At 50.1% G+C, this 15123-nt stretch carries 13 protein-coding genes; 10 read left to right on the top strand and 3 right to left on the bottom strand.

Annotated elements, in window-relative coordinates:
- The first annotated feature begins 7 nt into the window (after window positions 1-7).
- From F3I20_RS03150 to F3I20_RS03110, 9 genes are all read left to right on the top strand, one after another.
- Window positions 8-1549 carry a glutathione ABC transporter substrate-binding protein gene (locus tag F3I20_RS03150; RefSeq protein ID WP_150038376.1) on the top strand — a complete coding sequence of 514 codons (1542 nt, stop codon included), beginning with the start codon at window positions 8-10 and terminating at the stop codon, window positions 1547-1549.
- Window positions 1550-1629: 80 nt separating this feature from the next.
- Window positions 1630-2562 (top strand): ABC transporter permease, encoded by a 933-nt coding sequence (locus F3I20_RS03145; protein ID WP_150038378.1) that lies wholly within the window; start codon window positions 1630-1632, stop codon window positions 2560-2562.
- Window positions 2559-3443, top strand: a complete 885-nt coding sequence (locus F3I20_RS03140; protein ID WP_150038380.1) for an ABC transporter permease subunit — start codon at window positions 2559-2561, stop codon at window positions 3441-3443. Before F3I20_RS03145 ends, F3I20_RS03140 begins: the two co-directional genes overlap by 4 nt.
- A gap of 2 nt (window positions 3444-3445) precedes the next feature.
- The gene (locus tag F3I20_RS03135; RefSeq protein ID WP_150038382.1) at window positions 3446-4489 is read left to right on the top strand and encodes a DmpA family aminopeptidase; all 1044 of its coding nucleotides are present in this window, start codon (window positions 3446-3448) and stop codon (window positions 4487-4489) included.
- A complete protein-coding gene (locus F3I20_RS03130; RefSeq protein WP_150038384.1) occupies window positions 4486-5307 on the top strand; it encodes a M55 family metallopeptidase in 822 nt (273 codons plus the stop codon). Before F3I20_RS03135 ends, F3I20_RS03130 begins: the two co-directional genes overlap by 4 nt.
- A 346-nt stretch (window positions 5308-5653) precedes the next feature.
- Window positions 5654-6562, top strand: a complete 909-nt coding sequence (locus F3I20_RS03125; RefSeq protein ID WP_150015458.1) for a LysR family transcriptional regulator — start codon at window positions 5654-5656, stop codon at window positions 6560-6562.
- Window positions 6563-7401: 839 nt separating this feature from the next.
- A complete protein-coding gene (locus F3I20_RS03120) occupies window positions 7402-8604 on the top strand; it encodes an N-6 DNA methylase (RefSeq protein ID WP_190286143.1) in 1203 nt (400 codons plus the stop codon).
- Between the two features lie 15 nt (window positions 8605-8619).
- Window positions 8620-10350 carry an ORC-CDC6 family AAA ATPase gene (locus F3I20_RS03115; RefSeq protein ID WP_150038388.1) on the top strand — a complete coding sequence of 577 codons (1731 nt, stop codon included), beginning with the start codon at window positions 8620-8622 and terminating at the stop codon, window positions 10348-10350.
- 10 nt (window positions 10351-10360) lie between these two features.
- The gene (locus F3I20_RS03110) at window positions 10361-11218 is read left to right on the top strand and encodes a hypothetical protein (RefSeq protein WP_150038389.1); all 858 of its coding nucleotides are present in this window, start codon (window positions 10361-10363) and stop codon (window positions 11216-11218) included.
- 339 nt (window positions 11219-11557) lie between these two features.
- Here F3I20_RS03110 and ychF read toward each other — a convergent pair whose 3' ends face one another.
- Together ychF and pth are read right to left on the bottom strand one after the other, a co-directional pair.
- Window positions 11558-12649 carry a redox-regulated ATPase YchF gene (gene ychF / locus F3I20_RS03105; RefSeq protein ID WP_013357612.1) on the bottom strand — a complete coding sequence of 364 codons (1092 nt, stop codon included), beginning with the start codon at window positions 12647-12649 and terminating at the stop codon, window positions 11558-11560.
- Between the two features lie 108 nt (window positions 12650-12757).
- A complete protein-coding gene (gene pth / locus F3I20_RS03100; RefSeq protein WP_010245882.1) occupies window positions 12758-13345 on the bottom strand; it encodes an aminoacyl-tRNA hydrolase in 588 nt (195 codons plus the stop codon).
- Window positions 13346-13600: 255 nt separating this feature from the next.
- Here pth and ychH point away from each other — a divergent pair, with 255 nt between their 5' ends.
- Window positions 13601-13876, top strand: coding sequence for a stress-induced protein YchH (gene ychH / locus F3I20_RS03095; RefSeq protein WP_107319595.1), 276 nt, complete (start codon window positions 13601-13603; stop codon window positions 13874-13876).
- Here ychH and F3I20_RS03090 read toward each other — a convergent pair.
- Window positions 13873-15024 (bottom strand): GGDEF domain-containing protein, encoded by a 1152-nt coding sequence (locus F3I20_RS03090; RefSeq protein WP_150019298.1) that lies wholly within the window; start codon window positions 15022-15024, stop codon window positions 13873-13875. The genes ychH and F3I20_RS03090 overlap by 4 nt on opposite strands.
- Between the last annotated feature and the right edge of the window lie 99 nt (window positions 15025-15123).

Genomic DNA, 15123 nt, shown 5'->3' with positions numbered 1-15123 from the left:
AGAATGTATGAAAACGCTATTTCACCGTACTTCGCTAGCCCTCGCATTGACGACGACGCTGGTCATGACTGCGCAGGCACAGGATCTGCGCATCTCCATGTATGCCGATATTACGGGACTGGATCCGCACGACACCTCGGATAATGTCAGCTACTCGGTGCAGAGCGGCATCTTTGAGCGCCTGTTCCAGTTTGATCCTCAAATGAAGCTGCAGCCCTGGCTGGCGACCGGTTATACCTCCAATGACAGTGCCACCGAATTTACGCTGACGCTGCGCAAAGGCGTCACCTTCCAGGACGGAACACCTTTTGATGCCGAGGCCGTCAAAGCTAACCTTGATCGGCTGGCAGACCAGAAAAAAGGGCTGAAGCGTAACAGTCTCTACAAAATGATCGATAAGGTTACGGTGCTGGCTCCCGACCAGGTAAAAATCGATCTCAATCAGTCGTTCGGGGCTTTTATCAACACGCTGGCGCATCCTTCGGCGGTAATGTGGAGCCCGTCCGTTCTTAAGCAATATCCGGACGAAGCGCAATTGCGACTGCATCCGGTGGGAACCGGTCCGTTTAAATTCGTCAACTGGACACCGGGCAAAGCGGTCACGCTGGCGAAGTATGACGGTTACTGGCAGCAGGGATGGCCTAAAGTCGACAAGGTGATCTTCTCGCCGAGCCCGGAAGATGCGACACGGGTGGCAGCGCTGAAATCGGGACAGGTAGATGCCATCTGGCCATTGCCGTCAGACCTGATTGCGGCAGTGAAGCAGGACAGCCACCTTTCGATTCAGCGCGATCCGAGCATTTATCTCTATTACATGGCGATCAACACGCAGCACAAGCCGCTGGCCGATATTCGGGTTCGTCAGGCCATCAACTATGCGATTGACCGTAATCTGTGGCTGAAAGTAGCCTTTGCCGGTCTGGGCAAACCGGCCACCTCCGCCATGCCGGAAGGGGTGCAGTTCTATCAAAAACAAACCGCTCCCGACTACCGTTATGCACCTGACGAGGCTAAAGCGTTGCTGAAAGCCGCGGGCTATCCGAATGGTCTGGATCTTAAACTCTGGGTCACCAATGCCACGGCCGCCGTACGAGCCGGTCAGGTGCTGAAGGCACAGCTGGCTGCGGTGGGTATTCGTGCCACGGTCACACCGATGGATTCCGGCACGCGCAACGCTAAATTATGGGGCGTGAAGGATCCGAAAATGGCGGAGTTTGACCTCTATTATGGCGGCTGGTCGACCTCTACGGGCGACGCCGACTGGGCGCTGCGTCCGCTGTTTGCCACCGAATCCTGGGTGCCGACCTCCTATAACGTCTCCTACTTCAGTAACCCGGATGCAGACAAAGCGATTGCGGCCGGGCTGGCGACTGCCGATCCGGCAAAGCGCGGTATCGCCTATGCGCAGGCGCAAAAGGTGTTGTGGAAAGAAGCACCGGTGGCGTTCCTGGGCACGCCAGACAATCTGGTGGGCAAGCGCAACATGCTGAGCGGCGTTTCGATGCTGCCTGATGGCAATTTCATATTCACTCAGGCGTCCTTTAAATAAAACGCTTTCTTCTTCCTCGTTCCCTGTCCGCAATGGGCCGGGGACGAGAGGAGGCCCGTCACCTCATTTCAGGGAATGACATGTTTGCATACATCCTTCGCCGATTGCTGGAGATGATCCCGGTTTTGCTGGTGGTCTCGTTGCTGGTTTTCGGTTTTATCAAGCTTATGCCGGGCGATCCGGCGCGCATTTATGCCGGACCGGATGCATCCATTGAGGCGGTCGAGGCGGCGCGTCAGCATCTCGGGCTTAACGATCCGCTGCCGCAGCAGTATCTGCACTGGATCGGCAGCCTGTTGCAGGGCGACCTGGGCATCACCTATCGCACCCAGCAACCAGTTCGGGAGGTGATTGGGCAGGGCTTTATGCCGACGCTGTGGCTCGCCTTAGCGGGTTTCACCTGGTCCGTTATTCTCGGTTTGTTATTTGGCGTGATGGCGGCCCTGAAACGGGGACGCTGGCAGGACTGGACGCTGATGAGCGTGGCGGTAGGCGGCATTTCGATGCCTGCTTTCTGGCTGGGGCTGTTGCTCATTCAGTTCGTCGCAATGCCATTTGGGCTGTTTTCGGTCAGCGGCTTTAACAGGGCCAGCGATATTGTTCTGCCCGCCATTACGCTGGGTTCGTCGGTGGCGGCGGTCATGGCGCGCTTTACCCGTTCGGCCTTCCTGGAGGTGGCGCAGGAAGATTACGTGCGTACCGCAAAAGCCAAAGGGCTGCATAATCGCCTGGTGACGTGGAAACATGTGATGCGTAATGCGCTTATCCCGGTGATTACCATGCTGGGTCTGCAGTTCGGTTTTCTGCTGGGCGGATCCATCGTCGTGGAGAGTGTTTTCAACTGGCCGGGATTAGGCTGGTTACTGATTGAGTCGATCAAAGCGCAGGATCAGCCGGTGATTCAGGCGCTGGTGATGCTGTTCGTGTTTGAGTTTATTGTGATTAACCTGCTGGTCGATCTGCTTTACGCGGTGGTCAATCCGGCCATTCGTCTGCGACAGGAGCCGAAATGAGTAGTCAATCGCTGACTGACAACCCGCCTCAGATCATTCGTTCGCCATGGCGTGATTTCCTGCATGCCTTTGTGCGTAACCCGCTGGCGCTGGTCTCTGGCGGCTTTGTAATGCTGTTAATCGTGGTGGCGGTTTTTGCGCCCTGGCTGGCACCCTGGGATCCCATGGCACCGGACTGGATGGCGCTGTCGTCGCCGCCTTCCACGGCACACTGGATGGGGACCGACGAGCTGGGGCGCGACCTGCTCAGCCGCATTATCTATGGGGCGCGTATCTCGCTCTATATCGGCGTGCTGTCGGTGACGATGGGCATGCTGGTCGGGGTGATACTGGGCTTACTGGCGGGCTATTACGGCGGTTGGGTCGATATGCTGATCATGCGCGGTGCCGACGTCCTATTCGCGTTTCCCGGCATGTTGCTGGCCATTGCGGTGGTTGCGCTGCTGGGAACCGGCCTGAACAATGTGATTATCGCGGTCGCGGTCTTCAGCGTGCCGGTATTTGCCCGTATCGTGCGGGCGTCGACGCTCTCTCTGAAGCAGGCTGCCTATGTTGAAGCCGTGCGCTGTGCCGGTGCGCCAGACCGCGTGATTATTCTGCGGCATATTCTGCCCGGCACGCTCTCCAGCGTGATTGTCTATTTCACTATGCGCATCGGCACCAGTATTCTGACGGCGGCTGGCCTGAGTTTTATCGGACTGGGTCCAGAGCCTGACGTGCCGGAATGGGGCAATATTCTGGCGATGAGCCGCAGCATGATGATGGCCGGTGCCTGGCACATGAGCGTATTCCCGGGGCTGGCGATCTTTATTACCGTGCTGGCATTCAATCTGCTTGGCGATGCGTTGCGTGACACGCTCGATCCCAAACTCAAGGGCTGACCATGGATTACCAACAACTGCAGCGCGACCTGCTGCTGGATCGCTGGCGTGACCTGCGTCAGCTTGGGCAGCCGCGAAGCGCATGCGGCCCCACTAATCGCATCAGCGATGTTGCGGGCGTGCGTGTCGGACATGACACGCTGAATGAAGGCGAAACGCAGACTGGCGTCACCGCTATCGTACCGCCGGGCGACAATCTGTTTCTCACGCCGCTGCCGTGCGGGGTTGAGGTGCTGAACGGCTTTGCGAAACCCGTCGGACTGATTCAGATAGAAGAACTTGGCGTGCTTCAGACGCCGATTCTGCTCAGTAATACGCTGGCGGTCGGCACGCTGTTTACCGCGCTGGTGCGGGATGCCATCCGTCGTAACCCGGAACTGGGCCGGACATTGCCTACGGTCAACCCGCTGGTGCTGGAGTGTAACGATGGCTGGCTGAATGATATTCAGGCGCTGGCCATCAGTGAGGCGATGGCGCAGGCGGCGCTGCAGACGGCCTCCGCTGACTTCGCGCGCGGCAGCGTCGGCGCGGGACGCGGGATGAGCTGTTTCAGCCTGAAAGGCGGCATCGGCACTGCCTCGCGGCTGATACCCTCGCTTAACGCCACGCTTGGCGTGCTGGTGCTGGCCAATTTCGGCGCACTGGAAGCCTTAACGATTGATGGCGTGCGGGCGGGCGAGATGATTGTGCCGCTGCTGACGGGGAATGCGCCGCAGCTGGATGCCGGTTCTGTCATCATCATCATGGCGACAGATGCCCCGCTGGATGCCCGTCAGCTGAAGCGCATCGCGAAGCGCGCCGGTGCGGGCCTTGGACGGCTGGGCAGTTACTGGGGCCACGGCTCAGGGGATATTGCGGTGGCGTTTTCAACACAACCGCTGCCGCAACCGCCACAGGACGACACGCTGGAACCGCTGCTTGCCGCCGCCGCAGATGCCACTGAACAGGCTGTACTGGATGCCCTGTTGAGCGCAGAGGCCGTTACCGGCTTTCGCGGTCACCATCGCCCCTCACTGACTCAGATTCTGGACAGGTTAACCTCATGAAAATTTTTATCTCGGCCGACATTGAAGGTATTGCGGGCGTCATGCGTCCGGAGCAGTGTACACCTGGTCATCCGGAGCATCAGATCGCCCGTAGCCTGATGGAGCAGGAAGTGAATGCCGCGATTGAAGGGGCGTTCGCCGGCGGGGCAACGGAAGTGGTGGTGGCAGACAGCCATGCGCAGATGACCAATTTGCGTGCGGGAAATATCGATCCCCGCGCCCGACTGGTGCAGGGCAAACCCCGCTGCCTGTCGATGGTGGAGGGGATAGAACAGCAGCGGTTCGACGGGCTGTTTCTGGTGGGATTTCACAGCGCAGCAGGTGAATCCGGCGTACTGGCGCATACCATTAACGGTCGGGCATTCTGGCGTATCCACATCAATGGTCTGGTGATGGGAGAAACCGATATTTATGCGGCCGCCGCCGCTGAACACGGCACGCCATTGCTGCTGGTTACCGGCGACGATCAGTTACAGAGCTGGATAGCGGAACATTACCCGACGGTCGATTACGTCTGTGTAAAACGCGCTATTTCTCATACCTGCGCGGAATCGATCAGTCCGCAGGTGGCCCAGCGTGCAATCACCGCCGCGGCAAGCGCTGCACTGCAGCATCCTTCCCACGTGAACACGACTCGCCTCACAGCGCCTTACGCTATGCGGCTTCAGGCTGCTAAACCGGTGCTGGCCGATCTGTTCAGCCTGATCCCTGGCGTCACGCGCCTTGATGCCGTTACCGTGGGTTATCAGGCGGAGAAGATGGAGACGTTAATCAGCTTACTCAGTGCCTTCTCCTATCTGGCGAGTACCCAGTCGTAGCGACATTATCCCAGGGCTGCCTGCAACGTCAGTCCGTTTATCCCGCCTTTCTGTTCGCCTGATATCTGTACATATGCCTCATCCCCCGGACGAGACAGGATCGCTGCTGGCTTCAGCCTGATGAACCCACATTTCTGACCCCGCTGCACCACGGCAGCGCGAGCACCGCTCCCTGCAGAGGCTTCAGGCGGACTGCCGGATGCGGACAGGTGCGAGCCAGGTCGCTGAGCCTGCGCCGGTTTTGCGGTACAGTTTTTGCAACAGGGGAATAATTACTTTCACTCTCCGTCGGTGCAGCCTGTCGGAGAGACCTCCGGGTCCGGTATTCCATCCAGGGTAAATCATCATGCGGCTCCGCCATATAGAGGTCTTTCAGGCCATTGTACAGACCGGCAGCATCAGCGCAGCGGCGCGCCTGCTGAATGTGTCGCAACCGAATATCAGCCGTGTGCTGAATCACGCTGAACAGCAACTGGGATTTGCGCTGTTTGAGCGACGTATCCAGGGCATGAGCGTGACGGCAGAAGGGCGACGCCTGCTGCCTGAAATCGACGATCTCTGCCAGCGCCTGCAATCCATTACCCAGCTCACCGAACAGCTACGGCGGGGTGAAGGGCAGTTGGTGCGCGTCGGCGCGGCGCACGCCTTTGGTCAGATGGTGATGGCCCCGGCGCTGGTCACGTGGCGGCAACAGATGGCCTCGGTCAGTGTCGAACTGGTCACCGAGCATTTCAGTACCTTATGCCAGATGATTCTGGAGAATCAGCTCGATTTCGCGCTGGTCTTTGGTCAGCAGGTCGATGCGGATCTGCTGGCTGAACCTCTGTTTCAGTCTTCCATGGTGGCGCTGCTACCGCGCCATCATCCCCGGCATGAACCCGTTACGCTGCAATGGTTATGTGACAATAATTTACTGATGATGCAGGCGCAGGATCCGCTTGGACGCGTCCTGCACCGTGCACTGCGTGATAAGAAACTAAATCCCGCCGTGTCGTTGTCGATCAAAACCTACTCGGTCATTGCCGATATGGTGCTCGCAGGTGGCGGCGTGGGCGTCGTGGATCTCTTCACCGCCTGCCGCTATGCCGAACAGCTAAAGCTGCTGCCCATCGCGCAACCTCTGCCGTTTGAAGTGATGCTGATCAGCCGTCGTGACCAGCCACAGTCGCAGTCGACTCTGCAACTGAAGCAGGTGATCCGTAACAGACTGTGGGAGATTGCCCGGCAGTGTGAGGTGCAGTTTATCCGTAGCTGAATACGTGCCATTTCAGGTGAAGAGCAGGTGAGAGGGGATGCTCAGGTTGCAACGGGTTCGTTTGCTGACTGTTGCGAAAAACGAGCTGGAACAACAGACTTGTTAAGGTGATGATTGCGGCATTGTTCAGGTGTGTTGACAGACACCATTGCTACTTTATGAAAAGAAAAATTCACGCAATGACGTGAATTTTAGGGAGTCTGTCAGATTCAAAGGGGGTGCTGAAGCCTCATGATAAAACAGATTTTATTAAGACGGCGAACCATCATTTGTTTTTTTAACTTTATGTTTTTAATGGGTTTTTATTTTTAAATAGAAATGCTTATTTACATGCTCATTTTTAGATTAATTCGATTTTTGTTGTATGTAAGACTCTGATTATGACATTTTTTAAATGATATCTGGGTCTCTTGACTTTAGCTTTTGTGCAACTGCAGGTTACATAATGACCTGTCTTATCAAGCTTATTGGTACTACTCTAAAGAAAAGTCATCGTCATGAATGAGACCGTAGCCGGGTTGAAACTTTCTGTCCGCAATTTGGAATTGATCCAGTTAAAGCGTGGGCCAGTTCAACTTATCTATTTACTTGAACAAGATAACCTGGTTTCCATTTCACTTATGGCTCCAGGCGTGAGATAGCAGGCGGAGAGCATCCCTTCGTTTTCGGGGCGCACACTGATAAAACAGGAAAAGGTAGCACCGCAGAGCGGTGTCGAACCTTGTCAGCGGTTATTCCATGAGATTAAGGCCACTTTTTTCAGCTTAAGTAAGTGAAAATGCTAGACTTCGTGTTACATTATTGGTGTATATATGCCAATAAAACAGTGCAGGAAAATCATGCATTTAACTCATAATAGAAAGTCTGATTACCTTGGTCGATATTTCACCAGTGAAATTATCGGTCAACTTCTGATTGATTCCATGCAAAATGTTTCACCGTCCTTAGTTCTTGACCTTGGTTCTGGGGATGGTGCTTTGACAGTAGCTGCATCAAAGCAGTGGTCAGATGCTATATTTATGACTGTGGACATAGACTTAAATGCACGAGCAAAATCTCTAGAATCTATGTTTGGTGGACGGATCACTCATACAATAGCTAATGCCTTAAGCCATGATCTGCCCAATAAAATAAACATATCTTTAGCGAGTGCGGATGCAGCTATTTGTAATCCTCCATACATTAGACCAAAATGGCATAATGATTTCAAATATATCCTTGAAGAGGCTGGCCTAGAGGATGTTATTTACAGTAAAAAAGATATTTCAGCAGAGATGCTTTTTATTGCTCAGAATTTAAGGCTGCTCAAAAGTGGTGGTTTGTTAGGTTTAATTCTACCCGACGGAATTATATCTGGTGATAAGCATTTAGAATTAAGAAGGAAATTGTTGGAGTGCCATGCAGTTGAATCGGTAATTCAACTTCCAAGAAGAGTTTTTCGTCGTACTGATGCAAAAACTCATATTTTGGTACTTAGAAAAGACGGACAGCCAGGTGAAAAAGTAACATTACAGTGTGTCGACGAAAATAATGATTTTTGCCAACCGATAAAAATAAAAACGTCGAGTGCAGTTGAGCGTCTAGATTATAGTTATCATTCTGCTAAAGTTAAAAATAATAATGGGGTCAGAGTTGGTGATATAGTAAGTCTCTTAGTTAGAGGTAATATTTCATCCTCTGAGAGACGATTAAAATCTCATCCTGTTTTTCATACTAGTGATATGCATTCTAAGCAATATAAAGTCCCGCATGAGTTTTTTATTAAAAACGAACAACTTAAAAATAATGAAGTTGTAGCCTGTCCTGGCGATATTTTGATATCAAGGGTTGGGCGGAATTTGACTGAGAAAATTTGTATGGTCGAGAATGGGAATGTGGTTATTAGTGATTGTATTATTTTGATTAGAGTAGCAGTTGAGTACAGGGATGGTTTGTTCGCCTTCCTTATTAGTGAAGAAGGAAAAAACTATCTTAACGCACTCTCTCATGGCGTGGGTGCGAGATTTTTAACGCAAAAAGCAATTCTTAACCTTATCTTTTGAATTCGAGAGAGGAATATGGATAATTTTGAAGAAGAACAGTTAAGTTATACTTTACAGCAACGTGCTGATTACATCCCTTTAGATGAATTACTCGATGAGACATCTGAAGAGGGAGAGATTTTTAAAAAAGTATACGCAGAGCTTACTAATAAAGGATTAAGGACTATTGTCGGCCCTAGGGGTTGTGGTAAGACACATATGATGCGTTATGCTTGGGTGAAGTGTAAAGAACTAAAAAACAAACCTTTTGCGATATATGTTTCATTCAATAGATACTTTCGACTTGAACCTTTATTAACGAGTCGGGGAGGAGCTATCAATCAGTTCCACTCATGGGTATTAGCTCGTATACTGTTATCTATTGTTGATAAACGTAGTGAGTGGGATAATTCTAAAGTTGATCCTGAGTCTGTAATGAATAATTATGGGTTTGAGATTGATGGTTTGAGCAAGTTTGTTTCTAGAGTTGAAAGATCTCAACCATTAGAAGACGACGAAGCCGATATAGTTGAGAAAATAACAATAGAAAAAGTACAGGAAATAATAGACGATATTCGCTTCCAGGCTGAAAGGAATTTTTCCATTATTCTAATGGATGATGCAGCTTTAACACTGACGCCTGAATATTTGCTCGAATTTTTGGATATTGTTCGCTCTTTAAAGTCTACAACAATAGTTCCTAAAGCCTCGGTCTATCCTGGGACAACAGAAAAAAGTCCAAAGTTTCATGAAGGTCAGGATTCAATATCTATTCCAGTATGGATATCAATTGATGACAGTGAATATAATTCTGTCATGGATTCTATTGCTGTAAAAAGAGTTCCTAATCTTGAAGAGATGCCTGACGATGCAAAAAAAATGTTTAAACTTGCTGCTTTTGGTATTCCAAGAGCTTATTTGACCATGTTGGATGAGTATACTCGTAGTGGGTATAAAACTAGTCAGCAGGCAATAAATAATATTATAAACGAACATTTGTCGGCAAGGATTAATGAATATCGCTCTTTATCAATGAAAGTTCCAAAATTCAGAGACCTGATTTCTTTTGGTGAAGAAATTCTTGATAAGTTTGCAAGCCTTTTAAAAGATGCCAATATAAAATTGTTAACTAAGAAGGAAAAACAAATTTTTGTTGGAATTGAAAAGGAGGGTATAACTCCAATAGTTGAAAGAATGTTCAATTTGCTAGTCGAAGCTGGTTTAATTTACGACTCAGGAGAGGTTAAACACGGCACACCTCAGCGTATTTATCAACGTTTTATACCTCACTCGGCAATGTTGATATCTTTACGTGTTTTCTCTACTCATGAGAAGAGTGGGGCAATCAAACAAATTTTAGATGGTTTTTCCTGGAAAAACACTAAGCATCCTCTTAGACGTAGCTTAACAAGACTAATGTCTAAAGAGCGAATTAATTTATTAAGTTTTTCATTACCTGCATGTACTGTTTGCCATGCACAAAGAATTCATGATAATCAAAAATTTTGCCATAATTGTGCAAACCAACTTGTTGATGCTTCTACTTTTAATTTGTGCTTAGACACAAAATTAGATATTGTGCCAGGCTTAACTAAATGGCAGAAAAAGAAAATTAGTGAATCATTGCCATCATTAAAAACTATTAGAGACTACCTAGCAAAACAAGATCCAGCGGCAGAATTGTTGTTAATAAATGGAATTGGCGATAAAAGGGCAACTCGAATTGTCGATGTTCTAGAAAGTTTCGTTGATGATTTTTTATCATAAGGAGGGTAAAATGACAATTACAAATGCTACTGAAGATTTCTCTGCAATAGTGACTGTTAGGTTGCCTACTAGTGACTTCGACACATCGGTTTTTTTTTCAACTGAATCAGGCAATAATTATTCTCCAATAGATGAGTTTCTGACAAATGCGGTTAGTTTAAATTTACTTTGGGTCACAAGTGAAGAAGAGATCTCTAATCAGCTCGGAAATCTTCTTTTACTTGGCTATGTTTCTGCAGTTGAAAGTTACATGAGGTCTATGATTCGGTCGTTAATAAATGTTGATTTATTCGTGCAAAAAAAATGCGAATCTTTACAAGTTAGTTATACAGCAGCAGTACATCACAAAAAAGATTTACTTCCAGAGGCGCTTCTTGAAGAAACAGTGTTCTCAGGAAAAGATAAAATCACTTCCAGCTTGAATAAATTCCTTGACATGAACAAAGTCACTGCAAGCTTAGGTGGCTTACTGGATAGATATGAGTCTATCTGTCAAATGAGACATTGCTGTGTTCACCGCTTTGGTAAGTTGGGCGTTAAAAATGCAATTGCACTTGGTTTAGATGGCCATAAAACTCTTATAGAGAAGCCCGTTATTTTAAATAAAAATGATTTGGCTAAAATAGCAGAAGTTTTATTCTCTTTGGTTAAATCAATAAATAATGAGGTTTTTGCACATGTGCTCCAAAGACTTATTCCTCCCAACATAACAAATTTCACATGGACTTGGGATTATCAAACCGATAAGATAATATTCAATAAATACTATAAAATTTTTCAAACTAAAGAAGACTCGATAAAATCTCCTTCTGCAAGCGCTTTATATTTACGATTCAAGAATTCTAAAGCCCCAGTACGCCTGAGGTAAATATTTAGAGTTACTATAACTTGCCAAAATATTTAAGTATTTCTCTGATAGAACTTCACTTCGGTGAAGTTCTATCTGTATCATTTATACCATAATTCACTAGACATTAAAATTAATTAAAATATTGAAATAAATATATGTCGTCACGGGAATGCATGATTTTTGCTGGGCATTTTAGTGCTTTTGATAAGCAGTTTTGTCGAATCCCTCCCCCTTTAGCTGCGCTGTATTGAAATTGTATGAGACTTCCTTAAATAAAAAATCCACGCAGCTGCGTGGATTTAAGAGATTTTTGCGTCTTCATGAGATTCAATGAAACCTCATGAAACAACAACCCAATCAGACGTTGAACAAAAAGTTCATCACATCGCCATCTTTCACGATGTACTCTTTACCTTCTGAACGCATCTTTCCAGCTTCTTTCGCGCCTTGCTCGCCTTTATAGGCGATAAAGTCTTCAAACGCGATGGTCTGGGCGCGGATAAAGCCTTTCTCGAAGTCAGTATGGATTTTACCGGCTGCCTGTGGAGCAGTGGCACCAACCGGGATGGTCCAGGCACGCACTTCTTTCACGCCAGCGGTGAAGTAGGTCTGCAGGTTCAGCAGCGAGTAACCGGCGCGGATAACGCGGTTCAGGCCCGGCTCTTCCAGTCCCAGTTCCGCCATGAACTCTTCACGATCTTCATCTTCCAGCTCGGCAATGTCCGACTCAACGGCGGCGCAAACCGGTACGACGACTGAACCTTCTGCTTCAGCGATAGCGCGCACCTGATCCAGGTACGGGTTGTTCTCGAAACCATCTTCATTGACGTTGGCAATGTACATCGTTGGTTTCAGGGTCAGGAAGCTCAGATAGCGGATGGCCGCTTTGTCGTCGGCATCCAGATCCAGTGAACGCAGCATGCCCGCTTCAGAAAGATGCGGCAGGCACTTCTCCAGCGCAGCCAGCTCGGCTTTGGCATCTTTGTCGCCGCCTTTGGCTTTCTTCTGCACGCGCTGAATCGCACGTTCACAGGTTTCCAGATCGGACAGCGCCAGTTCGGTGTTGATGACATCAATATCTTCCGCCGGGTTCACTTTTCCCGCAACGTGGATGATGTTGTCGTTTTCAAAGCAGCGCACCACGTGGCCGATCGCTTCGGTTTCGCGGATGTTGGTCAGGAACTGGTTGCCCAGGCCTTCACCTTTGGACGCACCTTTTACCAGGCCCGCGATATCGACGAATTCCATGGTAGTCGGCACCACGCGCTGTGGCTTAACAATCTCAGAAAGCTGGTCCAGACGCAGGTCAGGCATGGGTACCACGCCGGTGTTTGGCTCAATGGTACAGAACGGGAAGTTAGCCGCTTCGATGCCCGCTTTAGTCAGCGCGTTAAACAGAGTGGATTTACCGACGTTCGGCAGGCCCACGATACCGCATTTGAATCCCATGGTTTGATACCCTTTATAACTGGATGGACAGCGCGCCAGAGGGCGGACTGTCGGAGACGAATGGAAAAATTTCGCGCATTATACACGGAATCGCAATGATTCGGGCGTTTAAGCAGGCTTGAAGGCGTGCAGCCGGTTCATTGCCTTAATGCGATCCTCTTTCAGCCACAGTTCGGTGCAGCGCGCCGCCTCATCAATGGCATCATCAATCAGCTTCTGCTCACTGGCGGGCGGCTTGCCCAGCACAAATCCGGTCACTTTGTTGCGATCGCCGGGATGCCCGATACCGATGCGCAGCCGATGGAAATTATTGTTGTTGCCCAGCTTGCTGATGATGTCTTTCAGCCCGTTATGGCCGCCATGGCCGCCGCCCTGCTTGAACTTCGCCACACCGGGCGGCAAATCGAGTTCATCATGCGCCACCAGAATCTCTTCTGGCGCGATGCGATAAAAGGTCGCCATTGCCGCCACCGCTTTACCACTCAGGTTCATAAAGGTGGTCGGCACCAGCAGGCGCACATCCTCGCCGGCTATCGCCAGGCGGGCGGTATAGCCATAGAATTTGCCTTCCTCTTTCAGTGACTGATTGTGGCGCTCAGCCAGTAGATCCAGATACCAGGCACCCGCATTGTGGCGTGTGGCGGCGTATTCAGCGCCCGGATTGGCCAGTCCCACAATCAGTTTAATGCTGCTCACAATGATTATCCTGCTGTTATCGCGAAAGGGCGTTAGTTTACTTCGCCACAGGCGAGATGACAAAGCACACGCATCGAAATGGTTCAGAACGGTGATTAATCATTTTCTATCTGAATCAACAGGCTGCATTCAGGACCAGGCCATTCTTTATAGCTGATGTGTGATCCAGTCCGCAACGTGGACCCCAGCCATTGCCTAAACTTATGGCACTTAACATTGTGTGCGGTTATTTACTCATATGGATGGAGGTGCAGCATGAAACATCAACACTGCCGCGTAGCGGGTAACAGCTTGATGGTACTGGGATTAGTCACAATGGTGCTGGGTGTTGGGTTTTCAATTATGAACCAGCTGCCGACACTCGATTTGCCGCAGTTTCTGGCGCAGGGCGCGATTCTGAGCATCTTTATTGGCGCACTGATGTGGCTGGTGGGCGCGCGTATCAGTGGCCGTGAAAAAATTGAAGATCGCTATTACTGGCTGCGTCACTATGACAAGCGCTGCCGCCGGTCACACAATTCCCACCACTAACTGATGGCTGCCGGGACCGGATGCTGCGCAGTGCAGTTCCGGCCACTGGCTTTCGCGTGATAGAGCGCTGCATCTGCCAGCGCCAGTAAACTCTCAAAATCCTGCTGGCCTTGCGTGACCGTGGCAAAGCCAATGCTGACTGAATAAGCTATGTCATTGGGTTGCGATGTACAGACCGCCAGCCGGATCGCCTCACACCACGCCTCTGCATCCCGTGCTCCAGCCGGAATGATGGCCGCAAACTCTTCTCCGCCCAGTCGTGCAAAACGCCCCTCAGCCGGTATCAATTCTCTGACTATTTCGCAAAAGTGAATCAAAATCTGGTCGCCCTGATGATGGCCATATCGATCATTGATGCTTTTAAAATGATCGAGGTCGAACAGTATTGCGCTGAACGGCCGGTTCTGACGGCGGCAGCGCGCCACAATTTTTGTGGCTTCAGTAAATAAGGCGCGACGATTCCAGACGCTGGTCAGCGGATCGTGCAGGGAAGTGTGTTTTAACGCTATCTGCATCCGCTCATTCACCATGGCCAGAATGGTAAACGTCAGGCCGATGACAAACAGAATGGATTCCAGAATCACGTAAACTGAAAAGTCTGACCCGCCAATCGCTCCGGGTTGCGTGCTGGGCATGGCGCTATCCAGAAACAGGCGCGCCAGATGAAACAACAGGTGGATCCACAGCAGCAACTGGGCAGGCCAGAAAGTGGCTTTCAGCGTGTCACGCGCCTGCCAGACCAGCTGGATCAGTGCGGCGGTATAGGCGACGCAGGCGATGCACAATACCAGTACCCGTTTGGGTAAGCTGTAATAAAACGCCGGAAAGCAGCAGAGGAGTGCCCAGAGCAGCGCACCCAGTAGCCAGTGCGTACCGATAGGTTTACCGCAGAAGCGCCGGAACGCATTTAATAATCCGCCATAAGCGAGCATCACTAACACATTGCCGACCGCAACCGGCAGGAAATGCAGGCCGCTGCTGCGCAGGCTGCTTAAGAATACGGCAATCAGGGTGAAAACCAGTGACAGGCAGGTGAAGCCAAGAACGCGGTCATAGTGCGACCCGACCCAGGCAAAAACCATAATAATGCTCAGAAACCCCAGCACGTAGAGCTCGCAGACAAACAATGTGTAGATATCGAGGCTCATGGTGGCTGAATTCAGATGAGAAATGCGCTGCAAATTACCATTTAATGCTAAAAGGCAGAAGCGGGGGAGCACTGCGTTTTAGTAAAAAAGTGGGTGGCG

The organism is Candidatus Pantoea gossypiicola, from assembly GCF_008632075.1.
GTDB classification, from domain to species: Bacteria; Pseudomonadota; Gammaproteobacteria; order Enterobacterales; family Enterobacteriaceae; genus Pantoea; species Pantoea gossypiicola.
Note: the sequence above shows the minus strand (reverse complement) of the source record. Positions and strands in the feature narration are given on the sequence as shown.